Annotated in this window: 25 protein-coding genes and 3 pseudogenes; 10 read left to right on the top strand and 18 right to left on the bottom strand. The window is 56.9% G+C overall.

What is annotated here, in order from left to right; genetic code table 11:
- Positions 1-9 precede the first annotated feature (9 nt).
- From citF to citG, 3 genes are read left to right on the top strand one after another with little or no spacing between them, the layout of a single operon-like run.
- Positions 10-1,533 (top strand): citrate lyase subunit alpha, encoded by a 1,524-nt coding sequence (citF, locus tag KTH07_RS16710; RefSeq protein WP_023304410.1) that lies wholly within the window; start codon positions 10-12, stop codon positions 1,531-1,533.
- Entirely contained in the window at positions 1,530-2,069 is a 540-nt protein-coding gene (citX, locus tag KTH07_RS16705; protein WP_022651835.1) for a citrate lyase holo-[acyl-carrier protein] synthase, read from the top strand. Before citF ends, citX begins: the two co-directional genes overlap by 4 nt.
- Positions 2,047-2,850, top strand: a complete 804-nt coding sequence (citG, locus tag KTH07_RS16700) for a triphosphoribosyl-dephospho-CoA synthase CitG (protein WP_023304409.1) — start codon at positions 2,047-2,049, stop codon at positions 2,848-2,850. The genes citX and citG overlap by 23 nt, the downstream gene beginning before the upstream one ends.
- Positions 2,851-2,929: 79 nt before the next feature.
- Here the strand turns inward: citG and KTH07_RS16695 are convergent, their stop codons facing one another.
- From KTH07_RS16695 to mutY, 4 genes and pseudogenes are all read right to left on the bottom strand, one after another.
- A complete protein-coding gene (locus KTH07_RS16695; protein WP_015571846.1) occupies positions 2,930-4,186 on the bottom strand; it encodes a nucleoside permease in 1,257 nt (418 codons plus the stop codon).
- Positions 4,187-4,457: 271 nt separating this feature from the next.
- A pseudogene (mltC, locus tag KTH07_RS16690) lies at positions 4,458-5,538 on the bottom strand (membrane-bound lytic murein transglycosylase MltC).
- A gap of 121 nt (positions 5,539-5,659) precedes the next feature.
- Positions 5,660-5,933 (bottom strand): annotated as a pseudogene (locus tag KTH07_RS16685) (oxidative damage protection protein).
- 26 nt (positions 5,934-5,959) lie between these two features.
- Positions 5,960-7,012 (bottom strand): A/G-specific adenine glycosylase, encoded by a 1,053-nt coding sequence (gene mutY, locus KTH07_RS16680; RefSeq protein ID WP_169805287.1) that lies wholly within the window; start codon positions 7,010-7,012, stop codon positions 5,960-5,962.
- 144 nt (positions 7,013-7,156) lie between these two features.
- On the opposite strand from mutY, the gene trmB reads away from it, so the two are divergent.
- From trmB to KTH07_RS16665, 3 genes are read left to right on the top strand one after another with little or no spacing between them, the layout of a single operon-like run.
- Positions 7,157-7,876 (top strand): tRNA (guanosine(46)-N7)-methyltransferase TrmB, encoded by a 720-nt coding sequence (gene trmB / locus KTH07_RS16675; protein WP_015571843.1) that lies wholly within the window; start codon positions 7,157-7,159, stop codon positions 7,874-7,876.
- A complete protein-coding gene (locus tag KTH07_RS16670) occupies positions 7,876-8,202 on the top strand; it encodes a YggL family protein (RefSeq protein WP_032619063.1) in 327 nt (108 codons plus the stop codon). Before trmB ends, KTH07_RS16670 begins: the two co-directional genes overlap by 1 nt.
- Before the next feature lie 57 nt (positions 8,203-8,259).
- Positions 8,260-8,976, top strand: coding sequence for a DUF2884 domain-containing protein (locus KTH07_RS16665; RefSeq protein ID WP_023304406.1), 717 nt, complete (start codon positions 8,260-8,262; stop codon positions 8,974-8,976).
- 83 nt (positions 8,977-9,059) lie between these two features.
- Here the strand turns inward: KTH07_RS16665 and KTH07_RS16660 are convergent, their stop codons facing one another.
- The 6 genes from KTH07_RS16660 to KTH07_RS16635 are packed head-to-tail and all read right to left on the bottom strand — an operon-like array spanning position 9,060 to position 12,775.
- The gene (locus KTH07_RS16660) at positions 9,060-9,398 is read right to left on the bottom strand and encodes an endonuclease domain-containing protein (RefSeq protein WP_023304405.1); all 339 of its coding nucleotides are present in this window, start codon (positions 9,396-9,398) and stop codon (positions 9,060-9,062) included.
- Between the two features lie 56 nt (positions 9,399-9,454).
- Complete coding sequence (hemW, locus tag KTH07_RS16655; protein WP_017382926.1) at positions 9,455-10,603, bottom strand: radical SAM family heme chaperone HemW; 1,149 nt, start codon at positions 10,601-10,603, stop codon at positions 9,455-9,457.
- Positions 10,596-11,189, bottom strand: coding sequence for an XTP/dITP diphosphatase (locus KTH07_RS16650; protein ID WP_015571839.1), 594 nt, complete (start codon positions 11,187-11,189; stop codon positions 10,596-10,598). The genes hemW and KTH07_RS16650 overlap by 8 nt, the downstream gene beginning before the upstream one ends.
- A gap of 3 nt (positions 11,190-11,192) precedes the next feature.
- A complete protein-coding gene (yggU, locus tag KTH07_RS16645; protein WP_023304404.1) occupies positions 11,193-11,489 on the bottom strand; it encodes a DUF167 family protein YggU in 297 nt (98 codons plus the stop codon).
- The gene (locus tag KTH07_RS16640; RefSeq protein WP_015571838.1) at positions 11,486-12,052 is read right to left on the bottom strand and encodes a YggT family protein; all 567 of its coding nucleotides are present in this window, start codon (positions 12,050-12,052) and stop codon (positions 11,486-11,488) included. Before KTH07_RS16640 ends, yggU begins: the two co-directional genes overlap by 4 nt.
- A gap of 21 nt (positions 12,053-12,073) precedes the next feature.
- Positions 12,074-12,775, bottom strand: a complete 702-nt coding sequence (locus tag KTH07_RS16635; protein ID WP_017692690.1) for a YggS family pyridoxal phosphate-dependent enzyme — start codon at positions 12,773-12,775, stop codon at positions 12,074-12,076.
- 17 nt (positions 12,776-12,792) lie between these two features.
- Between KTH07_RS16635 and KTH07_RS16630 the strand changes: the two genes are divergently transcribed.
- Positions 12,793-13,773 carry a type IV pilus twitching motility protein PilT gene (locus KTH07_RS16630; RefSeq protein ID WP_032619064.1) on the top strand — a complete coding sequence of 327 codons (981 nt, stop codon included), beginning with the start codon at positions 12,793-12,795 and terminating at the stop codon, positions 13,771-13,773.
- 9 nt (positions 13,774-13,782) lie between these two features.
- On the opposite strand, the gene ruvX is transcribed toward KTH07_RS16630, so the two are convergent.
- The 8 genes and pseudogenes from ruvX to metK form a co-directional block, all read right to left on the bottom strand.
- Positions 13,783-14,199, bottom strand: a complete 417-nt coding sequence (gene ruvX / locus KTH07_RS16625) for a Holliday junction resolvase RuvX (RefSeq protein WP_006811925.1) — start codon at positions 14,197-14,199, stop codon at positions 13,783-13,785.
- Entirely contained in the window at positions 14,199-14,759 is a 561-nt protein-coding gene (locus KTH07_RS16620) for a YqgE/AlgH family protein (protein ID WP_032619065.1), read from the bottom strand. Before KTH07_RS16620 ends, ruvX begins: the two co-directional genes overlap by 1 nt.
- Before the next feature lie 74 nt (positions 14,760-14,833).
- Positions 14,834-15,781: a glutathione synthase gene (gshB, locus tag KTH07_RS16615; RefSeq protein ID WP_015571835.1), complete on the bottom strand. Its 948-nt coding sequence runs from the start codon at positions 15,779-15,781 to the stop codon at positions 14,834-14,836.
- 31 nt (positions 15,782-15,812) lie between these two features.
- Positions 15,813-16,544 (bottom strand): 16S rRNA (uracil(1498)-N(3))-methyltransferase, encoded by a 732-nt coding sequence (gene rsmE, locus KTH07_RS16610; protein ID WP_017382923.1) that lies wholly within the window; start codon positions 16,542-16,544, stop codon positions 15,813-15,815.
- A gap of 51 nt (positions 16,545-16,595) precedes the next feature.
- The gene (endA, locus tag KTH07_RS16605; protein ID WP_003860034.1) at positions 16,596-17,303 is read right to left on the bottom strand and encodes a deoxyribonuclease I; all 708 of its coding nucleotides are present in this window, start codon (positions 17,301-17,303) and stop codon (positions 16,596-16,598) included.
- 94 nt (positions 17,304-17,397) lie between these two features.
- Positions 17,398-17,895 carry a SprT family zinc-dependent metalloprotease gene (locus KTH07_RS16600; protein WP_015571833.1) on the bottom strand — a complete coding sequence of 166 codons (498 nt, stop codon included), beginning with the start codon at positions 17,893-17,895 and terminating at the stop codon, positions 17,398-17,400.
- 58 nt (positions 17,896-17,953) lie between these two features.
- Positions 17,954-19,351 carry a galactose/proton symporter gene (galP, locus tag KTH07_RS16595; RefSeq protein ID WP_015571832.1) on the bottom strand — a complete coding sequence of 466 codons (1,398 nt, stop codon included), beginning with the start codon at positions 19,349-19,351 and terminating at the stop codon, positions 17,954-17,956.
- A gap of 417 nt (positions 19,352-19,768) precedes the next feature.
- Positions 19,769-20,924 (bottom strand): annotated as a pseudogene (gene metK, locus KTH07_RS16590) (methionine adenosyltransferase).
- Between the two features lie 660 nt (positions 20,925-21,584).
- Here metK and yqgB point away from each other — a divergent pair.
- From yqgB to speB, 3 genes are all read left to right on the top strand, one after another.
- Positions 21,585-21,716: an acid stress response protein YqgB gene (gene yqgB / locus KTH07_RS16580; protein ID WP_057979949.1), complete on the top strand. Its 132-nt coding sequence runs from the start codon at positions 21,585-21,587 to the stop codon at positions 21,714-21,716.
- 8 nt (positions 21,717-21,724) lie between these two features.
- On the top strand, positions 21,725-23,701 hold the full coding sequence (speA, locus tag KTH07_RS16575; RefSeq protein ID WP_017382922.1) for a biosynthetic arginine decarboxylase: 1,977 nt from the start codon (positions 21,725-21,727) through the stop codon (positions 23,699-23,701).
- A gap of 286 nt (positions 23,702-23,987) precedes the next feature.
- Entirely contained in the window at positions 23,988-24,908 is a 921-nt protein-coding gene (gene speB / locus KTH07_RS16570) for an agmatinase (protein ID WP_003860040.1), read from the top strand.
- The last annotated feature ends 1 nt before the right edge of the window (position 24,909 follow it).

Raw genomic sequence — 24,909 nt, 5'->3', positions numbered from 1 at the left:
GATGACATAATGAATCAGACAGAACTTCTCCATGTAAATTTCCCCCATCTGCGGGATCTGAAACCCTTTGATACCGCCCACAGCGCGACGCCGTGGCTGGCGGACAGCGAGGCGAAGCACAGCCGCAAGCTCTGCGCCTCAATTGAAGAGGCGGTTAAGCGCAGCGGCTTGCAGGACGGGATGACCATCTCCTTCCACCATGCCTTTCGCGAAGGCGACCGGGTGATCAACACCGTCGTGGCGCTGCTGGCGCGGATGGGCTTCAAAAATCTGACCCTGGCTTCCAGCTCGCTGATGACCTGCAACGACGCGCTGATCGAGCATATCGAGAGTGGCGTCATCACCCGGATTTACACCTCCGGCATGCGCGGCAGGCTGGCGGATGCCATCTCCCACGGGCTGATGGACGAGCCGGTGCAAATTCACTCCCACGGCGGGCGCGTGAAGCTGCTCCAGGACGGCGAGCTGAATATCGACGTGGCGTTTCTCGGCGTGCCGTGCAGCGATGAGTTTGGCAACGCCAACGGGACGCACGGCAAATCCTGCTGCGGCTCGCTGGGCTACGCCATGGTGGATGCGCACTTTGCCCGTAAGGTGGTGCTGCTGACCGAAGCGCTGGTGCCATTCCCCAATATGCCCGCCAGCCTGGTGCAGGATCAGGTGGACTACATCGTGCAGGTGGAGAGCGTGGGCGACCCGGCGAAAATCAGCGTCGGCGCGGCGCGCGTCACCAGCAACCCGCGCGAGCTGATGATCGCCCGCTATGCGGCGGACGTGATTGAACACTCTGGCTATTTCAAACCAGGCTTCTCGATGCAGACCGGCTCCGGTGCAGCGGCCACCGCCTGCACCCGTTTTATGGAAGAGAAGATGGAGCGCGGCGGCGTGAAGGCGCGCTTCGCCCTTGGCGGCATCACCGGCAGCCTGGTGGATCTGCACGAGAAGGGGCTCATCGAAAAGCTGCTCGACACCCAGTGCTTTGACGGCCAGGCAGCGGCCTCGCTGGCGCGCAACCCGAACCACGTGGAGATCTCCACCAACGTCTACGCCAACCCCGGCAGCAAGGCGGCAAGCTGCGACCAGCTCGACGTGGTGATCCTCAGCGCCCTGGAAATCGACGTCGACTTTAACGTCAATGTCATCACCGGCTCCGATGGCGTGATGCGTGGCGCATCCGGCGGACACTGCGACGTGGCGGCGGCAGCCAACCTGACCATTGTGGTCGCGCCGCTGCTGCGAAGCCGCATCCCGACCGTCGTGAAGCGCGTTACCACCCGCCTCACGCCGGGGGAGAGCATTGACGTGCTGGTCACCGACCACGGTATTGCGGTCAACCCGGCGCGCCCGGAGATCCGCGAACGACTTATGGAAGCAGGGCTGAAGGTTGTAGATATCAACGCGCTGTATGAGCGAGCGATTTCGTTGACAGGCGTACCGAAACCGATTGAGTTCACCGACAAAATCGTCGGGGTGATCCGCTACCGCGACGGCAGCGTGATCGACACCGTTCGACAGGTAAAGGAGGAAGTGTGACTATTGCGACACCCGTGCGGACGGGTGTCAGCCTGGACGAACTGCTGGCGGCGAAAGAGCGCCGCGCAGCGCGCCAGGCTGACATGCTTGCGCACTATCAACAACCGGTGATCTCCCTCACGCTGGTTACGCCCGGGGAAATCAAAGACAGCCTTCGCTATCGCAACACCATGGGCGTGGCGCTGCAAATGTGCGACCAGCTGCTGTGGGAAAACCGCTGGCAGGTGCTGGACCGTAAGGTGCTGTGGCTACCCACCGGACCTGAAGCCTTGTGGTGCATCGCGCATCCGGCGGCGGAAATTAAGGCGCACTGTGCAGAACTGGAGCAGACGCACCCACTCGGCAGGCTGTGGGATCTGGATGTGATCTGCCCTGAAAACGGCCACGTCGGGCGTCAGTCGCTGGGGGCGAATCTCAGACGCTGCCTGATCTGTGACGAGCCCGCCCACGCCTGTTCCCGTTCGCGCAATCACCCCGCTGAGCAGGTGGTTTCCCGCGTGGAGAAGATGATCGATGACTGGTTTGCTCGCGACTGAACCGCGCCCGGTTGATCTCCCTGCGCTTGCCGAAGCGGCGCTGTGGCAGGAGCTGGAGCTGACGCCAAAACCGGGGCTGGTGGACAGGCTCAATAACGGCTCCCATCGCGATATGGACCATGCCTTGTTTGTCCGCAGCATTATGGCGATTACGCCGTGGTTTGCCCGGTTTGCGGAACTGGGTGAAGCACATGCGGCCAAACCTGCCGATCGGCAGTTGCGGATTCTTCGCCCAATGGGAATGGCCTGCGAGCAGGCAATGTACGCCGCCACGGGCGGGGTAAATACCCACAAGGGCGGGATTTTTGCCCTCGGTTTGCTCTGCTTCGCCGCCGGGCGTGTGAAAAATATCTCTGCGGATAGCCTCTGTTGTGAGGTAAGTAACATCTGTCATGGGCTGGTGGCGAGGGAGCTGGCCGGGCGCAGTGGGCAGGCAACGGCGGGGGAGCGGCAGTTTCAGCTGTACGGTTTAACCGGCGCGCGTGGCGAGGCAGAAAGCGGCTTTGCCACGGTGCGTAAGGCTTTGGATGCGTGGAACGGTCAGTCGCTTCACGGCCTGCTGTTGCGCCTGATGGCGGTAAATCAGGACAGCAATCTCGTTTCGCGCGGCGGCATTGAGGGGCTGCGCTACGTTCAGGGCTACGCGCGGGAACTGCTGGCTAACGGCTGGGACTGCGAGGCGTTGCTGAAGATGGATAAGGCATTGATTGAACGCAACCTGAGCCCGGGCGGCAGCGCGGATTTGCTGTCGGTGGGGTGGGTGCTTTCTGGAATAAAATAGCCGGGTGGCGGCTACGCCTTACCCGGCCTACGGTCTGGTTTTCCAGGCCCGGTAAGCGCAGCGCCACCGGGCACAACAATCAATGCGCGATCGGCTGCGCACCGTGCGGCTCGCGCACGTGCTTGTACTTGAACAGCGCGATGAACGCGAAGAACAGCACCAGCGAGTACCCGGCGAAGATCAGCCACACTGGTTGCCAGTTGGTGATGCCGTTAGTGGTATACATCTCAACCACTTTGCCGCTCACCACGCCGCCCAGAATACAGCCGAAGCCGTTGGTCATCATCAGGAACATGCCCTGCGCACTGGCGCGGATTTCAGGCTTCACCTCTTTTTCCACAAACACCGAGCCGGAGATGTTGAAGAAGTCGAAGGCACAGCCGTAAACAATCATCGACAGAACCAGCAGCACGGTGCCGAACGCGCTCGGGTCGCCATAGGCGAACAGACCGAAGCGCAACATCCAGGCGGCGATACTGATCAGCATGACGTTCTTGATACCGTAGCGGCTCAGGAAGAACGGGATGGTCAGGATGAACAGCGTCTCGGAGATCTGCGAGATGGACATCATCACCGACGCGTGTTCGACGATAAAGCTCCCGGCAAACAGCGGATCGTTATCGAAGCTGTGCAGGAAGGTATTACCGAACATGTTGGTGATTTGCAGTTCCGCGCCCAGCAGCATGGAGAAGATAAAGAAGATCGCCATGCGCTTGTTTTTAAACAGTGCGAAGGCGTCCAGGCCAAGCATGGTGCTCCAGCTCTGGTTTTTCTGCTGATTAGATACCGGAATGGTGGGCAGTGTCAGGGTGAACAGCGCCAGCAGTACGGAGAGCGCCGCGCCGATGTAGAGCTGCATATGGCTCAGCTCGAAGCCCGCGAAGCTCACGCCCCACATCGCCATGATAAAGCCGATGGTGCCCCAGATACGGATTGGCGGGAAGTCGGTGACGATATCCAGACCGGCAGATTTCAGGCGATAGTAGGAGATGGTGTTGATCAGGCCAAGCGTTGGCATATAGGCCAGCGAGTTAAGCAGGATCACCATGAACATCGCCCCCGGCGTGGTCACTTCGGCCGCCATAAACAGCGTCCCCGCACCCACCAGGTGGCAAAGCATATACAGCCATTTCGCGCTTAGCCATTTATCCGCCACGATACCGAGCAGCGTTGGCATGAAGACAGCCGCAATACCCAGCGAGCTGTAAACGGCACCGATCGACGCACCATCGAACTTGAGCGTCACAAACATATAGGAGCCGAGTGTAGTCAGCCAGCTACCCCACAGGCAGAACTGCAGAAACGACAAGATTTTAAGCTGCAGCTTAAGGTTCATGTTACTTTCCTCACAAGTGAGCGGGAGATATGTTGTTTTGGGAACATTCAGGGTTGTTATTTGATGCAATTCTATCAGTTGGCAACGATATGTTTTGTTACCTCCCGCAAAAAAATGCAATCCACATTAATTTGCAGTCTGGATTGTGATGCAAATAGCATTTTCGTATGGGTGGGATGAGATGGGTGCGGTCTGATGCCCTCACCCTGGCCCTCTCCCACAGGGAGAGGGGAAGCAGAACACCTTCTCATTGCAGGAGAAGGTGTGTTGACTAGCGGCGACGGTAGTTCTTCTGCGCCGTATTCACCTTATACAGATAGCGGCGTGATTCCGCAGACGGGTGGCGGGTGGTGAGGGTTGAGTAGACATCCCCCGGCGCCATGCTGTTGATGATGTTCGCGGCCTGCACTTTGTCATTTGAGAAGACGCGCAGCACGCTGCCCGCCCCGCCGTTATAGGCGGTGATCACCGCATAGCGGCGTGAGGTTGGGTTATCAATCCCGCCCAGGTAGACATTGTTCAGCATCGCCAGGTAGGCCGTACCGGTATCAATGTTGCTTTGCGGATCGAACAGGTAGCTGCGGCTCGGCGTGCCGGATTTCCCCTGTGCGCGGAACACGTCTTTACCGGCGCTGTGCTGTACAACCTGCATCAGCCCCAGCGCGTCGGAACGGCTTACCGCGTAGGGGTTGAACGAGGACTCGGTCTGCATAATCGCCAGGATCAGCGACTCATCCACGCCATACTTACGCGACGCCTGACGCACCATGCCCAGATACTTATGCGCACGCTTGTCGAGGTGGTTCGGCACCAGGTTGATCGTGACGCTGTAGATCACTTTCAGGCCGTTGGTGCGGCTTTTCAGGCGCGTTTGCAGCAGGTAGTCGGCAAATTTCGTGGCGCGGCCTTCCCAGCGGATCGGCTGACCGGTCTGGTCAACGACCTGGCCATACAGAAACGGCTCTTTGGAGATGGTGATGTCATCGGCATCAGAGTAGAGGTCGATAGACCCCGGATCGTCGCCCATCAGCAGGGTTTTGATGATGGCCTGACGTAAATGCGCCGCAGGTTCAGTCCCTGCGATGGTTTCAACCGTAATCGTACCGTCATCGAAGTTGATGTGGCTACGGGTCTGATAGGCGTCAGTGTACTTAACGTAGTCCTTCGGTCCGGCAATAAGAACTTCGTTAAATCCCCATATGTTCTCGATGTTGTGGGCAAACTGCCCCATCAAAATGTCAAAACCGTTGGTGTCCTTTACCCAGGCTTCGTTGTATTCATCGCCTTTTTTTGGAAGAACAAGACACAAGCAACGGCGCAACAAGGGCTAGCGCTAAAAGTTTTTTCATCATTCCGGGAGTGCGTGTTGTGTTTGCTTTGGGGTTGCTGTTGCCGGGTGGCGCTGCGCTTACCCGGCCTACAAAACCGTAGGCCCGTGCAAGCGCAGCGCCGCCGGGCAGCAGCCGCAGAGTATTATTTTTCCGGTGGCGTATAGCCTTCGATATGGACGTCTTTACCCTCGAACAGGAAGTTCACCATCTCCTGCTCCAGCAGTTTGCGGTGTTCCGGGTTCATCATGCTGAGCTTTTTCTCGTTGATCAGCATGGTCTGCTTCTTCTGCCACTGTCCCCAGGCTTCTTTGGAGATCTCGTTGTAAATGCGCTTACCCAGGTCGCCCGGGTAGAGCTGGAAATCCCTGGCCTTCAGCGTCGCGCTGTAGGAAAGTACAAAAAATGGTTCTGGCCATACTCATTCCTCTTTGTCTTGCCGATGCTAAACCATTGCACCGACACGTAATTGCTGTAACAGGCGCTCCACGGGAGCCGCCAGCCCGACTGATGGCGGTTGCGCTAAGTTATACCAGAGAGCGTTGCCTTCATCCATGCACGACGTGAATGAGGACACGGGAAGCCACATCGGCACAATATCCAGATGGAAATGGCTGAAGGTATGACGGAACGCGTTGAGTTGCGTCAGGGTATCGGCCGCAATGCCGCGCTGTTCAAGCCATGCCCGAAGTGAGGCTTCATCCTCAAACTGTGGGAAGCAGTATAGACCACCCCACAGGCCACTCGGCGGGCGCTGAGCGAGAAACACCTCGTCGCCATGCTGCATCAGCAGCATGTACCCGGTGCGTTCAGGCAGCGTCTGCTTCGGTTTTTTCCCCGGATACTGCGCCCAGGTGTGGTTCGCATAGGCCATGCAGAGGTTGTTTACCGGGCAAAGTTCGCACTTCGGTTTTGAACGGGTGCAGACCATCGCGCCCAGATCCATCATCGCCTGGTTAAAACGCGCCACCCCTTTCGCCGGAGTGACCGCTTCACTGATCTCCCACAGGCGTTTCTCAACCTCTTTCTTGCCCGGCCATCCATCTATGGCGTAGCAGCGTGCGAGCACGCGCTTGACGTTGCCGTCGAGAATAGGGAAATGTTTGCCTAAAGAGAGGGAGAGGATTGCGCCTGCGGTTGAACGCCCGACGCCGGGCAAATCCGCCACCTCGTCAAAGGTTTCCGGGAATTTACCGTTGTGGCGGGTGGCGACCTGCTGTGCGGCTTTGTGCAGGTTGCGCGCGCGGGCGTAATAGCCGAGGCCTGTCCATAGGTGCAGTACCTCGTCCAGCGGCGCGTTGGCCAGATCGGTGATTGTCGGGAAGCGCGCCATAAAACGCTCGAAGTAAGGAATGACCGTCGCGACCTGCGTTTGTTGCAACATCACCTCGGAGAGCCATACTTTGTACGGCGTTTTTTCAATTTGCCAGGGCAGGGTTTTACGCCCGTATTTGTCGTACCAGTCCAGCACCTGGGCTGAAAATTGAGAGGCTTGCATGGTCATCGATTCGCTTAATCAGGGACGCAGATTGCAGCACAGCGTCAATCTGCTGTAAACCGGATCTTTCCCATGCTTGCATAGAAGCCTTAACTTTGGATAATGCCCGTTTCCCGAACATTCTCACAAGCAGACAACTCTTTTATGAAAAACGACGTCATTTCACCGGAATTTGATGAAAACGGTCGCCCGCTGCGCCGTATTCGCAGCTTTGTCCGCCGTCAGGGGCGCCTGACAAAAGGGCAGCAACACGCGCTGGACAACTACTGGCCGGTGATGGGCGTTGAGTTCAGCGAGCAACCGCTCGACTTCACCGACCTGTTTGGCCGCGACGCGCCAGTGACGCTGGAGATTGGTTTTGGCATGGGCACCTCGCTGGTGACCATGGCAAAAGCGCGCCCGGAGCAGAACTTCCTCGGTATCGAAGTACACTCGCCGGGCGTCGGCGCGTGCCTGGCAACGGCCCACGAAGAGGGCGTTGAGAACCTGCGCGTCATGTGTCACGACGCGGTGGAAGTGCTGCACAAAATGATTCCTGACAATTCTTTGAACATGGTTCAGCTCTTTTTCCCTGACCCATGGCACAAAGCGCGTCATAATAAACGCCGTATCGTTCAGGCGCCGTTTGCCGAGCTGGTGAAAAGTAAGCTCAAGCTGGGCGGCGTTTTCCACATGGCAACCGACTGGGAACCTTATGCGGAACATATGCTGGAAGTGATGTCGTCCCTGGACGGGTATAAAAATCAGTCTGAAAGCAACGACTACGTACCGCGTCCGGATTCACGTCCGGTGACAAAATTTGAACAGCGTGGCCATCGTCTTGGTCACGGCGTATGGGACTTAATGTTCGAGAGGGTGAAATAATGGCAAAGAATCGTAGCCGTCGTCTGCGTAAAAAGATGCACATCGAAGAATTCCAGGAAGTGGGCTTCTCCGTTGCCTGGCGCTTCCCGGAAGGCACCAGCGTTGAGCAGATCGATCAGGACGTTGATGCGTTCATCAACGAGGTGATCGAGCCAAACAAGCTGGCCTTCGACGGTAGCGGCTATCTGGCGTGGGAAGGTCTGATTTGCACCCATGAAGTGGGGAAATGCACCGAAGAGCATCAGGCGCTGATACGCAAATGGCTTGAAGACCACAAACTGGAAGATGTCCGCGTTAGCGAACTTTTCGACGTTTGGTGGGACTAATAAAGCAAGAACGGGGCCAGCATTAGCTGGCCCATTTTGTCTGAGGGAGTGTTAAAGATGCGCAAAACGTTGCTGGCTGTTGCATTACTGGCAATCGGATCCACCGCCCATGCGGAGTATAAATGTAGCGTCACCCCGCGTGATGACGTGGTGCTGAGTCCGCAAACCGTGCAGGTTAAGGGCGAGAATGGCAATCTGGTGATTACGCCGGATGGCAACGTGACCTTTAACGGCAAACCGCAAAACCTGACGGCCGCTCAGCGCGAGCAGGCGATGGACTACCAGGCCGAGTTGCGTACCGCGCTGCCCTGGATCAACGATGGCGCGCTGACCCGCGTCGAGAAAAGCCGCGTGGCGCTGGATAAAATCATCACCAAAGAGGTGGGGGAGAGCAGCAATATGCGCACCCGCCTGACGAAGCTGGATAAACAGCTGAAAGAGCAGATGAACCGTATTATCGAGACGCGCTCTGATGGCCTGACGTTCCACTATAAGGCGATCGATCAGGTGCGTGCCGACGGTCAGCAGCTGGTGAACCAGGCGATGGGCGGCATTCTCCAGGACAGCATCAACGAGATGGGCGCCAAAGCGGTGCTGAAGGGTGGCGGTAATCCGTTGCAGGGTGTACTGGGTAGCCTGGGCGGACTGCAAACCTCGATTCAGAACGAGTGGAAGAATCAGGAAGCCGATTTCCAGCAGTTCGGCAAAGACGTGTGTAAACGCGTGGTGTCGCTGGAAGACAGCCGGAAGTCGCTGGTGGGGACGCTGAAGTAAGCTCTCTGCACGCTGGGCCCCTCACCCCGGGCCTCTCCCAAGGGGAGAGGGAGTAACCAGTTCCCTCTCCCTGTGGGAGAGGGTTAGGGTGAGGGCATCAGGCATTGCAATCGTTGTAAAATAGCCATCAGCACCTCATCCTCATTAGTCCTGAATTCATTATTCCAGAACCGTACGACTTCCCAGCCGTTCGCATTCAAAAACTCGGTACGGTGAGAATCATACTTCTCTTTGTTCTGATGCTGCCTACCGTCCAGCTCAATAATCAGCTTCGCCTTAAAGCAGGCAAAATCCACGATATACGGCCCAACCGGCATCTGACGGCGAAACTTATACCCGAAGAAACGACGACCTCTGAGCATATACCAGAGGCGTAATTCTTCGGGCGTCATTTGTTTGCGGAGTTGTTTTGATTTTTCCATCCCCACACTCTGCCAGCCTTTCCCTCAGCCAGCAGAACGGGATGCAAAATCCTGAATCAGCCTTCAGGATTTTCAGCGAGGAACAGCTCAAGAAGGGAGTTTAAGAACAGCTTGCCGTGCTCGGTGATCTGCCAGGACTCATCACACTCGGTCAGATACCCCTGCGCCAGCGCCTCGTCAATCTGCGGACGAATCACTGACTCCGGCAGCCCGGTATAACGCGTAAATTCCGCGCGCGGTGCGGCTTCCAGCAGACGGAAGCGGTTCATAAAGAACTCAAACGGCTTATCCGCCGCCTCGACGTCGTGCTGACGCTCCAGGTAGCGGCCTTCCATATACCCGCGCGGGTGACGCGTTTTGGCGGTACGCAGAATGCGTCCGTCCGGGAAGGTCACTTTGCCATGTGCGCCGCAGCCAATTCCCAGATAATCACCAAAACGCCAGTAGTTCAGATTGTGCTGACACTGATAGCCCGGCTTCGCATACGCCGACGTTTCGTATTGCTGATACCCCGCCGCGGTCAAAAGCTGGTGGCCCTGCTCGAAGATATCCCACAGCGCGTCATCGTCCGGCAGCACCGGAGGACGGGAACCAAACAGGGTGTTAGGCTCAATGGTCAGCTGATACCACGACAGATGCGGCGGATTCAGTTCAATCGCCTGACGCAAATCGTCCAGCGCTTCTTCGAGCGACTGATCCGGCAGGCCATGCATCAGGTCGAGGTTAAAGCTGCGCAGCCCAAGCCCCGTTGCCAGGTTTGCCGCGCGTTTTGCCTCTTCCGGGCCGTGGATACGCCCCAGACGCTTCAGCTTTGGCTCGCTAAAGCTCTGCACGCCGATAGAGATACGGTTCACGCCCGCACGCTGATACTCGACAAAACGGTCGGCCTCAACGGTACCGGGGTTGGCTTCCATCGTAATTTCAGCATCCACTGCCAGGTTCAGGCGTGCGCGCACGCCATCCAGCAGCGTCTGCATCGCCGGGCCTGAAAGCAGGCTCGGTGTACCGCCACCAATAAAAATGGTCTTCACTTCACGTCCCTGTGCGTACGATACATCAGCATCCAGATCGGCCAGCAGATGCGCGACGTAATCATCGTGCGGCACTTCGCCCTTCAGCGCGTGCGAGTTGAAATCGCAGTACGGGCATTTCTGCACGCACCATGGGATGTGAATATAAAGACTCAGAGGCGGCAAATTAGCCATTACGCAGTGCTTCCAGTAACAGTTTCAGGGCGCGTCCACGGTGGGAGATCGCGCTTTTCTCTTCGCGGGTGAGTTCCGCAGCGGTTTTTCCCTCGGTCGGGACAAAGAAAATCGGGTCGTAACCAAAGCCGCCGTTGCCCGCCGCTTCACGGGTGATCACGCCCGGCCAGCTGCCGTGACAGACAATCGGCGTGGGATCTTCCGCGTGACGCATGTAGACCAGCACGCAGTGGAACTGCGCGGTACGCTGTTCGTCAGGGACGTCTTTCAGGGCCACAAGCAGCTTTTCCAGATTCTGCTGGTCGGTGGCGTCCACCCCGGAATAGCGGGCGGAGTAAATCCCCGGCGCACCGCCCAGAAAATCCACGGCCAGACCGGAGTCATCGGCTATCGCGGGCAGTCCGGTGATCTGCGCGGCGTGGCGCGCTTTCAGAATGGCGTTTTCGATAAACGTCAGGCCGGTCTCTTCGGCGGAGTCCACGCCCAGCTCGGTCTGGGCCACCACGTCCAGCCCAAAATCATTTAATAGCGAGGCCAGCTCGCGCACTTTACCGGCGTTACCGGTGGCGAGAACAACTTTCTGCATGGTTTAGTCCTGTTCTTTCAGAGCCGCGACTTCCGTCGGGATAGATTGCGGGTTAAGGATTTTTACCTGTTTATGCCGGCCAAGTTCACCTTTCTCAATGATGACCTGGCTTTTAGCGACGCGAAACTGTTTAGCCAGATATTTGGTCAGATGCGCATTCGCCTGGCCGTCAACCGGCGGGGCAGTGATGGCGACTTTTAGCTCGTCGCCATGCAGCCCAACAATACTGTCGCGGCTGGCTTTCGGCTGAATGTACAGCCGCAAAACCAGCCCGTCGGCGCAGGGGCTAACTGCACTCATAACGCCATCCACAGCCCCGGCAGCAGCATATTACCCGTCGCCTGTAACAGTTCCGCGATACCCATATTCAGCACGTACAGCAGAAGAACGAGAAGCATCGGGGAGAAGTCGATTCCGCCCATTGCAGGCAGCAGGCTACGAATCGGACGCAGCAACGGTTCAGTCAGCTGAATCAACGCGTACTCCACCGGGCTACGGCCCCGGCTTACCCAGCTCATGATCGCCATCACCAGCAGGACCCAGAAGATCAGCGAGCCGACGGTTTTAACCAGGATCAGAACGGCTGAAATCCAGATAATCGGCTGGAAAGTGATGACCATAAACAGCACGATCGCTTTGATAACGCTCAGAATAAACGCCATCAGCAGAGATGAACTGTCAATTGGCCCCATTGCCGGAATGACGCGGCGAAGCGGCCCCACAACGGGCTGCGTGATTTTCACGATAAATTGTGAGAATGGATTGTAAAAATCACAACGGGCCCACTGCATCCAGACGCGCAACAGCAGCGCCATCGTATACAGTTCAATGACCGTTGAAAGCAGGAAAGTCAACGTCTTCATGGCGTTCCTCAGGTTTCCTTATTATTGGGGGTAATCGCGCGCACCGAAAATTGCCGTGCCGATGCGCACCATGGTGCTGCCTGCCGCGATGGCGGCTTCCATATCGTCCGACATGCCCAGAGAAAGCGTGTCTACCGTGTCATAGCGCGCCTTAAGCGCCTCAAATGCTACAGCCATTTGCTGTGCCACGGCAAACTGCCTTTCATAACTTGACTCTGGCGCCGGGATAGCCATCAGCCCGCGCAGGGTTAAGCGCGGCAGCGCCGCCACGTCTGCCGCCAGCGCCTCCAGTTCGCCCAGTGTAATGCCGGACTTGCTGTTTTCATCGCTGATGTTGATTTGAATCAGCACGTTAAGCGCTGGCATCTCCATAGGGCGCTGGTCGCTCAGACGGGTAGCGATGCGCAGACGATCGATGGTGTGGCACCAGTCAAAGTGCTCTGCTACCAGACGGCTTTTGTTCGACTGTAGCGGACCGATAAAGTGCCATTGCAGGTCTGTATTTCCCCGTTCCCGGAAAGCGCGAATTTTATCCACGCCTTCCTGCACATAGTTTTCACCAAAGGCACGATGACCGGCGGCTATCGCTTCTGCGATGGCGCTCGCAGGCTTGGTTTTGCTGACTGCAAGCAACGTAATTTCTTCTGGAGCACGGCCGCAACGCGTTGCCGCGGCTGAGATTTTGTCCCGGACCTGTGCCAGGTTATGCGCAATGTCGTTCATTTTCCGAGGAGTAGTCTATGGATGTGGAAGAAATTGTGGCCCTTAGTGTAAAGCATAACGTCTCCGATCTACACCTGTGCAGTGATTCGCCACCGCGCTGGCGCAGGTCAGGCCGTCTTGAACCTGCGCCGTTTCCGCCCCCGGATGTGGAGGCGTTATTAAAAGCGTGGCTCAACGACGAACAGCAGGGCGCATGGTGGGCAAACGGGCAGGTGGATTTTGCCGTTACCCTCGCAGGCCGTCAGCGGCTGCGCGGCAGTGCGTTTAAGCATATGCACGGCGTTTCGATTGCGCTGCGGCTGTTGCCGCTGACGTGCCCGCAGCTCTCTGCGCTAGGTGTGCCGCGAGCGATCCCGGAGCTGCTGTCCAATGACAATGGCCTGATTCTGGTCACCGGCGCCACCGGCAGCGGGAAATCGACCACCCTGGCCGCTATGGTCGATTTCCTCAATCACCAGACGGACGGGCATATTCTGACCCTGGAAGATCCGGTGGAGTTTATGTACCAGAGCGAACGTTGCCTGATCCAGCAGCGGGAGATAGGCCAGCACAGCCCGTCCTTTGCCGAGGCGCTGCGCAGCGCGCTGCGTGAAGATCCGGATGTGATTCTGCTTGGTGAGCTGCGCGACAGCGAGACGATACGCCTGGCGCTGACGGCGGCGGAAACCGGCCATCTGGTGTTGGCCACGCTGCACACGCGCGGTGCGGCGCAGGCGATCGAGCGCCTGGTCGACACCTTTCCGGCTCAGGAGAAAGATCCGGTGCGTAATCAGCTGGCGGGAAGCCTGCGTGCGGTCCTGGCGCAGAAGCTACGTCAGGATGTCCAGGGCGGGCGCGTGGCGCTGTATGAGCTACTGGTGAATACCTCGGCGGCGGCAAACCTGATCCGCGAAGGCAAAACCTGGCAACTGCCGGGCATTATTCAAACGGGGCAGCAGGCGGGAATGCAGAACTTTGAGCAGAGTCTGGCGGAGCGACGGGCGCAGGGGCGGCTGTAGCCCCGGCGCTCAGTAACCCTGTTCGAAATAGCTTTCGAGGATAATGACGGCTGAAGCTGAATCCACGCTGCCTTTGTTCAGCGCCCGGAAGCCACCGTGCTCGAACAGGCCAGCGCGTGCCTCGACGGTGCTCAAACGTTCATCGTGCAGCTTAACGGAGACGCCAAAGCGGCCATGGATTTTGTTCGCGAATTTGCGCGCGCGGGCGGTAAGCGGTTGCTCGGTGCCGTCCATGTTTAGCGGCAGGCCGACAATCACGTCGTCCGGCTGCCACTCTTTGAGCAAGCGCTCAATAAGGTTCCAGTCCGGCGTGCCGTCGTTAGCTTTCAGCGCCGTGAGCGGGCGAGCGGTGCCGGTGATCCGTTGACCCACAGCGACGCCGATGCTTTTGGTGCCGAAGTCGAAGGCGAGAAGGGTGCCGCTCATTACGCGTGCCCCGCAACACCAGGCATGATCAGAATATCAATGCCAATCAGTTTTGCCGCGTCACGCCAGCGATCGGCGATAGGGGTTTTAAACAGGATATTCATATCCGCAGGGGCTGTCAGCCAGGCGTTGTCCAGAATTTCTTGTTCCAGCTGCCCTTTTTCCCAGGAGGCGTAGCCGAGCGCAACCAGCACCTCAGAAGGCTGACTGGCAGTGCCCAGCGTTTCAAGCACGTCGCGAGAGGTGGTGACGACGGTGTTATCAGAGATACGAATGCTGGACGAGAAAACCGGCGGGGTATGCAGGATAAAACCACGATCTTCTGCAAGCGGGCCGCCGAGCATCACCGGTTTATCGAGACGGATTTCCGGCAGCCGCGCTTCAGCAGGGATTTTCAGCTTGTCCAGAATGCCTTCCACCTGGAGGTTTTCCAGCGGCTTATTGATGATAATCCCCATCGCGCCGTCTTCGTTGTATTCGCAAATATAGACCACGGAGCGGCGGAAAATCGGATCCTGGAGAGCAGGCATGGCAATAAGAAAGTGATGCTGTAAATTCATTGTCAGAGGTACTGTTTCCTGGTTTAAAAAGCGACAGCGCCCAGTATGGGGATAAACACAGGCGCTGTCACAGGTTATTTCTGTAAACGTTTTTCGATAGCGTCCATCAGCATTCCGGTGATCGAGATCGGGAATTCCGCTTCGATTTCACGAATGCAGGTCGGGCTGGTGACGTTCACTTCGGTCAGGCGATCGCCGATGATATCGAGACCGACGAAGATCAGGCCTTTGGCTTTCAGCGTAGGGCCGACGCGGCGGGCAATTTCCCAGTCGCTTTCGCTTAACGGACGCGGTTCGCCACGGCCGCCAGCCGCCAGGTTGCCACGGGTTTCCCCTCCCTGCGGGATACGCGCCAGGCAGTAAGGCACCGGCTCGCCGTCTACGACCAGCACACGCTTGTCGCCGTCTTTAATGGCTGGCAGATAGTTCTGCGCCATGCAGTAGCGGGTTCCCAGCTCGGTCAGCGTTTCGGCAATCACGCCAATGTTCGGATCGCCCTCTTTCACGCGGAAGATCGACGCGCCACCCATGCCGTCCAGCGGCTTCATGATGATGTCGCCGTGCTTCTGCCAGAATTCTTTCAGCTGCGTTTTGCTGCGGGTGACGAGCGTTTCCGGCGTCAGGTCAGAGAACCATGCGGTATAGAGCTTCTCGTTGCAGTCGCGCAGGCTCTGCGGCTTGTTGACGATCAGCGTTCCTTTCTCTTCGGCACGCTCAAGGATATAGGTGGCGTAAATGTATTCGGTGTCGAACGGCGGATCTTTACGCATCAGGATCACGTTAAGGTCGGCCAGGGCAATATCCTGCTCGGTACCGAATTCGTACCATTTTTCGTAGTTCTGCTCGACGTTAACGATGCGGGTGCGTGCGCGGGCTTCACCGTTGATCAGGTAAAGATCGTTCATCTCCATATAGTGGAGTTCATAGCCGCGACGCTGCGCTTCCAGCAACATAGCGAAGCTGGAGTCTTTCTTGATGTTAATGTTTGCGATGGGGTCCATCACGATGCCGAGCTTAATCATCTTCTTCTCCGGTTATGGGTCAGGCTTTGCTTCAACCCAGATCGCCAAATCGCACCTGTAGCGCGGTAATGGCGGTGAGTGCCGTTGTCTCAGTGCGCAGAACGCGAGGTCCCAACAGAATATCAGTAAACTGGTAACGCGCCGTCATGGCAATTTCGTCAGCCGACAGGCCGCCTTCCGGGCCAATCAGCAGGCGTACACGCTCAACGGGCAGCGGCAGCGTATTGATGCTGGCGCTGGCGCGCGGATGAAGATTGAGCTTAAGCCCGCTTTCCTCTTCTGCACACCAGTCCTCCAGATCCATCGCCGGGCGGATCTCAGGGATACGGTTGCGGCCGCTCTGTTCGCAGGCCGCAATGGCAATTTTTTGCCACTGCTGGATCTTTTTGTTCAGACGTTCCGCATCCAGTTTAACGCCGCAGCGCTCAGAAAAAAGTGGCGTAATGAGGCTTACACCCAGTTCAATGGATTTCTGAATGGTGAACTCCATCTTTTCCCCACGCGACATCACCTGGCCCAGGTGAATGTGCAGCGGGGATTCCCGGTCGTCCACGTCGCCACGCAGCACCTTCACGTGCACGCTTTTTTTATCGGCGCGCGTAATTTCAGCGTCGAAAACCTGATTAGAGCCGTCAAAGAGCTGAATCGCCTGGCCTGCCCCCATGCGCAGCACGCGACCTACATGGTTTGCGGCATCATCAGACAGGGCGATTTCGCCGCCTGGGGTAATCAGTTCAGGGTGATAGATGCGAGGGATGCGCATAGTCAGAAATTCCATGTGTCATGCGATATAAGCGAATTGCCGTAGTGTAGGTTAGCTCTTTTGCGCCTGGCAAGCCCGCTGGACGTAAGGGTTATGATTCCCCTGGACTTTGGCGATACGTTCGTCGCGCTGGCATTCCCAGTCCGTCACCGGGTAGAGCTTGTCCCAGGCATTGAAGAGCTGCGTCTGCTGGCGGGAAAGATTGAGATCGTAGCGGTCGCGCATATAGAAATAAGTGCGGGCGATGCTGCCGCGTGCGCGGGCAGGTGGTTCGGCGACTTTCTCTTTGAAATCGACCTTCATGGCGCACTGACCGTACTGGCCTTCGCCACCGTTCCACTGGCTGTACATGAAGTTTCCGCGGTCGCCATTAACCTCACCCACGGCGGGTTGCAGGTTGTGCATATCGCTTTCCATCTGGCGGTAGACCGGATCTTTTGCGCAATTTTTACGTCCACCGTCCTGCCAGCACTGGCGCTGGTGGCCAAACTGCCAGGCCGGAACAACGTGTTCCCATTCGATTCGGCTGGCGCGATTCTCGTTCTTGCGCACCTTATAGCCGCAGGATCCAAGATCCACGACCCCTTTCTTACCCTGCCAGTTAATTTTACAGCCGCAGTAGAAATCACCCGGTACGTCGGCGTTAATCTTTACGCCCGCGGTTTTTGCCTGAGAGAAACTGTGAATACCGTCGGCCAGAGCATGGCCGGAGAGCGCTGTCGCCAGAAAAGCGACCGCGAGAGAAACATTACGGGACATCTTACACTCCGTGTCAAAACGAGCCCGCAACGTAACGAATGTTGTTCCCGTATGCAATCAGTCAGATCAGGAAAGTTCCTGAAAGTTCGAGTGATTATTCCGCAACCAGCGGTTCGCCGCATTTAACGCAGCGATAGGTCGCTTCGCCGCGCACCACGCGGTTATGGCGGCGGACGGTAAGCTGGTGCTGCTGACACTGGCAGCGGTAGGGGAAGGTATTGCGGCGTACCGATTCCAGCTCGAACTGATGGGTGCGGCGGGCCGGAACCCCGAGCACCGCCTCCATCATCCATTTCCACTCTTTGCCGTGCGGCGCGACGCGGCCAAAGTGTTTCCACACCAGCAGGTGCGCCAGTTCGTGCGGGACGACTTCGTCGATAAACGCCTGCTGGTTTTCCATCATCAGCACCGGATTCAGGCGGATCTCATACGATTCCAGCCAGGCGGTGCCTGCCGCGGTGCCACGCTGCTGATAGACCAGCTTCGGTTCAGGATAATTGCGGCCGAGCTTCAGGTTGGCCTGGGCGAGTTTTTCCCGCAGGCTGCGCATGACGGCTTGCTGAATGGCGATGGGGAGACGGGGAGCTTTCATAGGGGCAGAGCATAAAGCGGGAAGCGGGGAGGCGCAAGAGGCGCCTCCCGCAGGAGGATCAGTCGTGTGCGCCGATTTCGCGCAGAGGACGACCTTTCATCAGGTTACGTTCAATGTGTTCCAGTGAAACATGTTTGGTTTCAGGAACCAGCCAGATAGTGAGAACGATAAAGAACAGGTTCAGACCGGCGTAGACCCAGAAGGTATTGGCGTTACCAAGGGTATTGAGCATGGTCAGGAACGTTGCGCCGACGATCATGTTGGCAATCCAGTTGGTTGCGGTAGAGCAGGTGATGCCAAAATCACGCCCTTTCAACGGCTGGATCTCAGAGCACAGCACCCAAATCAGCGGACCGGCGCTCATCGCAAACCCAATGATAAACATCAGCAGCATCGCCACGGCGAAGTACTGTGCCGTTGGGGAATGAATGCCCATGTGCATCATGGTACCCAGCACGCCCATCCCGACGGCCATCACCAGGAAGCCCAGCGTCAGGGTTGGCTTACGTCCCCAGCGGTCCACCAGACCGATAGCGATAAAGGTCGCCAGCACGTTGGTCAGGCCGACGATCACGGTGCCCCACATCTGCTCGGTGGTGTTGGTGTAGCCCGCCAGTTCGAAGATTTTCGGCGCGTAATACATGATGACGTTCATCCCGGTGAACTGTTGCATGATCTGTAACAGCACACCGAGGAACACCGCGCGGCGGAAGTTGCTGTTCTCTTTGAACAGCGCCCAGCCGGACTGTTTGACCTTCAGGCTTTCGCGGATCTCTTCCAGCTCGTTTTTGGCTTCGGCGCTGGTATCACGCAGGCGTAAGAGCACGCGTTCGGCATCATGGAAGCGGCGTTTGGCGGCAAACCAGCGCGGGCTGTCTGGCAGGAAGAAAACGCCAATCAGCAGCAGGATGGCAGGAATGATGATTACGCCCAGCATCCAGCGCCATGCGCCGCTGTAGCTGAATGCGGTATCCGAGAGATAAGCCCCCAGAATACCGATGGTGATCATCAGCTGATACATGGAAATCATGCTGCCGCGGATTTTTTCCGGAGCGATTTCAGACAGGTACAGCGGGGCAGTATAAGACGCCACGCCCACTGCCAGACCGAGCAGCACGCGGGAGATGATCAGCACTTCAACGTTAGGCGCAGCGGCAGAGAACAGTGAGCCGGCAACGAACAGGATCGCGCCGATCATCAGGCTCTTTTTACGCCCGAGCTTAAAGGAGAGCCAGCCGCTGCCGACCGCGCCGACGGCGGCACCGAACATCATGGAGCTAACCACCCATTCCTGAGTGTGTGCGCTAATCTGGAACTCATCGGTGATGAAAGGTAATGCACCGGCAATTACGCCAATATCCAGGCCAAAGAGTAATCCTGCCAGAGCGGCGAGGAAGCAGACGAAGAACGTCATTGCCTTATTGGACGTACGCCCCTGTTTATTATTGTCAGGCATTATGCCCTCCAGTTGGGTTATCAGTTTTTTACGATATTAAGAGTAGGTGAGCGGCTCATAAAAATATGTGAGTCAAATCACAACGGTGTAATCGGTTACACTGGCTTGTAACCGTAAAAATAATTAAAGCTTTGAAAATATAGAGGTAAATTAATTGATGTGCATCGCGTTTGCACAAATTTCAGACTTAACTGAAAGGGAATGTAACAGCAGAAGAAATGCGATCATGCAAAGAGAATATTCTGAAAGCGGGGTATAGAGAGTGAGGTGTAAACGGTTCCAAACATTGCCGGGTGGCGGCTGCGCCTTACCCGGCCTACAAAAACTCACTACCCGTAGGTCGGGTAAGGCATAGCCGCCACCCGACATAAAAAAGGCCAGCACAAAGGCTGGCCTGTTTAAGCTACTGGCAGTCGATTATTTCAGACCGGCAGCATCACGCAGCAGGGCGGCTTTGTCGGTTTTTTCCCATGGGAAATGTTCGCGGCCAAAGTGACCGTACGCTGCGGTTTCCTGGTAGATTGGGTGCAGCAGATCCAGCATCTGAATCAGACCGTATGGACGCAGGTCGAAGAACTCACGCACCAGCAGGGTCAGCTGTTCAGAAGGCACTTTTTCAGTACCGAAGGTTTCCACCATGATGGAGGTTGGCTCAGCCACGCCGATGGCGTAGGGAAACCTGGATCTCACAGCGGTCAGCCAGACCGGCAGCAACGATGTTTTTCGCCACATAACGTGCAGCGTACGCCGCAGAACGGTCAACTTTAGACGGATCTTTACCGGAGAATGCGCCGCCGCCGTGACGTGCCATGCCGCCGTAGGTATCTACGATGATTTTACGACCGGTCAGACCGCAGTCACCCATTGGGCCGCCGATAACAAAGCGTCCGGTTGGGTTGATGAAGAATTTGGTCGCAGAGCTCAGCCATTCAGTTGGCAGAACCGGCTTGATGATCTCTTCCATCACCGCTTCTTGCAGGGATTTCTGGTCAATCTCTTCAGCATGCTGCGTGGAAAGAACCACTGCATCGATACCGACGATTTTCCCGTCGTCATACTGGAAGGTCACCTGGCTTTTCGCATCCGGACGCAGCCACGGCAGGGTGCCGTTTTTACGCACTTCAGCCTGACGCTGCACCAGACGATGGGCGTAGGTTACCGGCGCTGGCATCAGCACGTCGGTTTCGTTGGTTGCGTAGCCGAACATCAGGCCCTGGTCACCCGCGCCCTGTTCCAGCGGATCGGCACGGTCAACGCCCTGGTTGATATCCGGAGACTGTTTGCCAATCGCGCTCAGTACGGCGCAGGAGTTGGCATCAAAGCCCATATCAGAATGTACATAGCCAATCTCACGCACCGTGTTACGGGTGATCTCTTCGATATCAACCCATGCGCTGGTGGTGATCTCACCGCCAACCAGAACCATGCCGGTTTTGACATAGGTTTCACACGCTACGCGCGCCTTTGGATCCTGCGCCAGGATCGCATCCAGCACCGCATCGGAGATTTGGTCAGCAATTTTATCAGGATGTCCTTCTGATACGGACTCGGACGTAAACAGGTGTTTTGCCATGTTTTATTTCACCTAAGAGGAATTTGGTTAGCTCAAGCTGCTGTGTGGAATAGCCATAGGAGATAATTCTACCAAGGCCTACAGGATTTTGACACTGGCAGTCTGAGTGTTAATCGGTATGGATGGATTAACATCTGGACGTCTATTTTAGGTCACTTCTTCACCCGATTTCCAGTTTTTTTTGACTCACCTCTCACTGCGTTGAAAACACGGCTGGAAATTTTTCCTGACGACGCTGGCAACCTGCGCATTTTTGTTTTGCTTTTTAGCGACCTTCTCGGTATAAAACGCGGCGCGCGGCTCATATAAAATAAGCGCTCGATGAACACATCGTGTCGCCACTTCCAGCCGGGTTAAGCAGTGAACTTTTAGCTTTGGCTTGTGGTCCGTTTCAGCAGAGGCGGCCGTGGAGGTGATACCAGATAATGAACCATCGTTTTCCGCTCATTCAGCGCAGCCGTTCTGGCGCGCATTTGATTCCCACCCGCACTTCTGGTCTAAACACCTGCCGATGTTATACCCATCTCGGTGCTTCTCAGGATTCCAGAGCCGGTCACGCTTTGTGAAAACTGAACAAGGGCGCTCTTGTTAATACAGGAGTTTTCTCGTGGTTTCGCCGAACCTTGTCATACAGAGTTCGGATACGTGTTTTACAATGATATGAATAAGAAACCGGTCGCACGGTCTGGATTTCAGCATACTCTGCTGGGAAATGGAGCCGTTAATGGGTTGTTATCGCCGTATAACGCTGCGATAGTAGTCAACTGTTTTACACTTAATACAAAGAGTTGAGGTTCGCTATGTCTGACGACATGTCTTCGCTTTCGCCTTCGTCAGCAGGCGAACAGGGTGTACTACGTTCTATGCAGGAGGTTGCGATGAGCTCCCAGGAAGCCAGCAAGATGCTGCGCACTTACAATATTGCCTGGTGGGGCAATAACTACTACGACGTTAACGAGCTGGGCCACATCAGTGTCTGCCCGGATCCGGACGTCCCGGAAGCGCGCGTGGATCTCGCTAAACTGGTGAAAACCCGTGAAGCGCAGGGTCAGCGCTTGCCTGCACTGTTCTGCTTCCCGCAGATCCTGCAACATCGCCTGCGTTCTATTAATGCCGCGTTCAAACGCGCGCGGGAATCGTATGGTTATAACGGCGACTATTTCCTCGTTTACCCGATCAAGGTCAATCAGCACCGTCGCGTGATTGAGTCCCTGATCCACTCCGGCGAGCCGCTGGGCCTGGAAGCAGGCTCTAAAGCGGAGCTGATGGCGGTTCTGGCGCACGCGGGCATGACCCGGTCGGTGATCGTCTGTAACGGCTATAAAGACCGCGAATACATTCGTCTGGCGCTGATTGGCGAGAAGATGGGCCACAAGGTCTATCTGGTGATCGAGAAGATGACCGAAATCGCGATCGTGCTGGAAGAGGCCGAGCGTCTGAACGTGATCCCACGCCTTGGCGTGCGTGCGCGACTGGCGTCGCAGGGTTCCGGTAAATGGCAGTCTTCCGGCGGTGAAAAATCCAAGTTTGGCCTCGCGGCGAACCAGGTGCTTCAGCTGGTGGAAATTCTGCGCGAGCGCGGTCGTCTGGACAGCATTCAGTTGCTGCACTTCCACCTCGGCTCGCAGATGGCCAATATTCGCGACATCGCCACTGGTGTGCGTGAATCCGCGCGTTTCTACGTTGAGCTGCATAAGCTCGGCGTGAATATTCAGTGCTTTGACGTGGGCGGCGGCCTGGGCGTGGACTACGAAGGGACCCGCTCGCAGTCTGACTGCTCGGTAAACTATGGCCTGAACGAATATGCCAACAACATCATCTGGGCGATTGGCGATGCCTGCGAAGAGCACGGCCTGCCGCACCCGACGGTAATCACCGAATCCGGCCGCGCGGTCACTGCACACCATACGGTGCTGGTCTCTAACATCATCGGCGTTGAGCGTAGCGAAATCACCGAAGCCACGCCTCCGGCAGACGATGCTCCACGTTCCCTGCAAAGCATGTGGGAAACCTGGCAGGAGATGCACGAGCCGGGCACGCGTCGTTCCCTGCGCGAATGGCTGCACGACAGCCAGATGGACCTGCACGATATTCACGTCGGCTACTCGTCAGGCACCTTCAGCCTGCAAGAGCGCGCGTGGGCGGAGCAGCTCTATCTGAATATGTGCCACGAAGTGCAGAAACAGCTCGATCCGAGCAACCGCGCGCACCGTCCAATTATCGACGAGTTGCAGGAGCGTATGGCGGACAAAATGTACGTCAACTTCTCCCTGTTCCAGTCGATGCCGGATGCCTGGGGTATCGACCAGCTGTTCCCGGTTCTGCCGCTGGAAGGGCTGAACCACGCCCCGGAACGCCGCGCCGTGCTGCTGGACATCACCTGTGACTCCGATGGCGCAATTGACCACTACGTCGATGGCGACGGTATCGCAACGACGATGCCAATGCCGGAGTACGATCCGGAGAACCCGCCAATGCTGGGCTTCTTTATGGTGGGGGCGTATCAGGAGATCCTCGGTAACATGCACAACCTGTTCGGTGATACCGAAGCGGTTGACGTGTTTGTCTTCCCTGACGGCAGCGTGGAGGTTGAGCTGTCCGACGAAGGGGACACCGTGGCGGACATGCTCGAATACGTTCAGCTGGATCCGAAAAAACTGCTCACCCAGTTCCGCGATCAGGTGAAAAACACCGGTCTGGACGATGCCTTGCAGCAGCAGTTCCTGGAAGAGTTTGAAGCGGGTCTGTACGGGTATACGTATCTGGAAGACGAGTAAGAAAACCTCCCTCTCCCTGTGGGAGAGGGGCGGGGTGAGGGCATCAGGCCGCTGTGCCGCCGATGCCCGGTGGCGCTGCGCTTACCGGGCCTACGAATGTAGGCCGGAGAAGGCGAAGCCGCCATCCGGCAGAATGCTATACTCACTTGAACCCATATGGATTAACGGCGATAATTCGCCCCAATATGCGATTTACGAATCAATCCCTTCCTCGTCGGGTTTAACGACGCGGAGGGGATTTTTTTTCATCTGTTTTTAATGTATCGACTTTATAAGAGGTCAGGACATGAGCACTTTAGGTCATCAGTACGATAACTCTCTGGTATCTAACGCGTTTGGTTTTTTACGCCTTCCGATGAACTTCCAGCCGTACGACAGCGATGCGGACTGGGTGATCACCGGCGTACCGTTCGACATGGCAACGTCCGGTCGCGCGGGTGGACGTCATGGCCCGGCGGCGATCCGTCAGGTTTCCACCAACCTGGCCTGGGAGCACAACCGCTTCCCGTGGAACTTCGACATGCGCGAGCGCCTGAACGTGGTGGACTGCGGCGATCTGGTGTACGCCTTCGGTGACGCGCGTGAAATGAGCGAAAAATTGCAGGCGCACGCCGAGAAGCTGCTGGCGGCCGGTAAACGCATGCTCTCCTTCGGCGGTGACCACTTCGTGACCCTGCCGCTGCTGCGCGCCCACGCGAAGCACTTCGGCAAAATGGCGCTGGTGCACTTCGATGCGCACACCGACACCTACGCGAACGGCTGTGAATTCGACCACGGCACCATGTTCTATACCGCGCCGAAAGAAGGCCTGATCGATCCAAACCACTCCGTGCAGATCGGCATCCGCACCGAGTTCGACAAAGACAACGGCTTCACCGTACTCGACGCGGGCCAGGTGAACGATCGCGGCGTGGACGATATTCTGTCTCAGGTTAAGCAGATCGTCGGCGATATGCCTGTCTACCTGACCTTCGACATCGACTGCCTTGATCCGGCATTCGCACCGGGTACCGGTACGCCGGTGATCGGCGGCCTGACATCAGACCGCGCCATCAAGCTGGTGCGCGGCCTGAAGGATCTGAACATCGTCGGGATGGACGTGGTGGAAGTAGCTCCGGCCTATGACCAGTCCGAGATCACCGCGCTGGCCGCGGCGACCCTGGCGCTGGAAATGCTTTACATCCAGGCGGCGAAAAAAGGCGAATAAG

The organism is Enterobacter cloacae complex sp. ECL72 (assembly GCF_019056635.1).
Classification (GTDB): Bacteria; Pseudomonadota; Gammaproteobacteria; order Enterobacterales; family Enterobacteriaceae; genus Enterobacter; species Enterobacter hormaechei_C.
The sequence above is the reverse complement of the archived record's forward strand: the minus strand, read 5'-3'. Positions and strand labels throughout refer to the sequence as shown.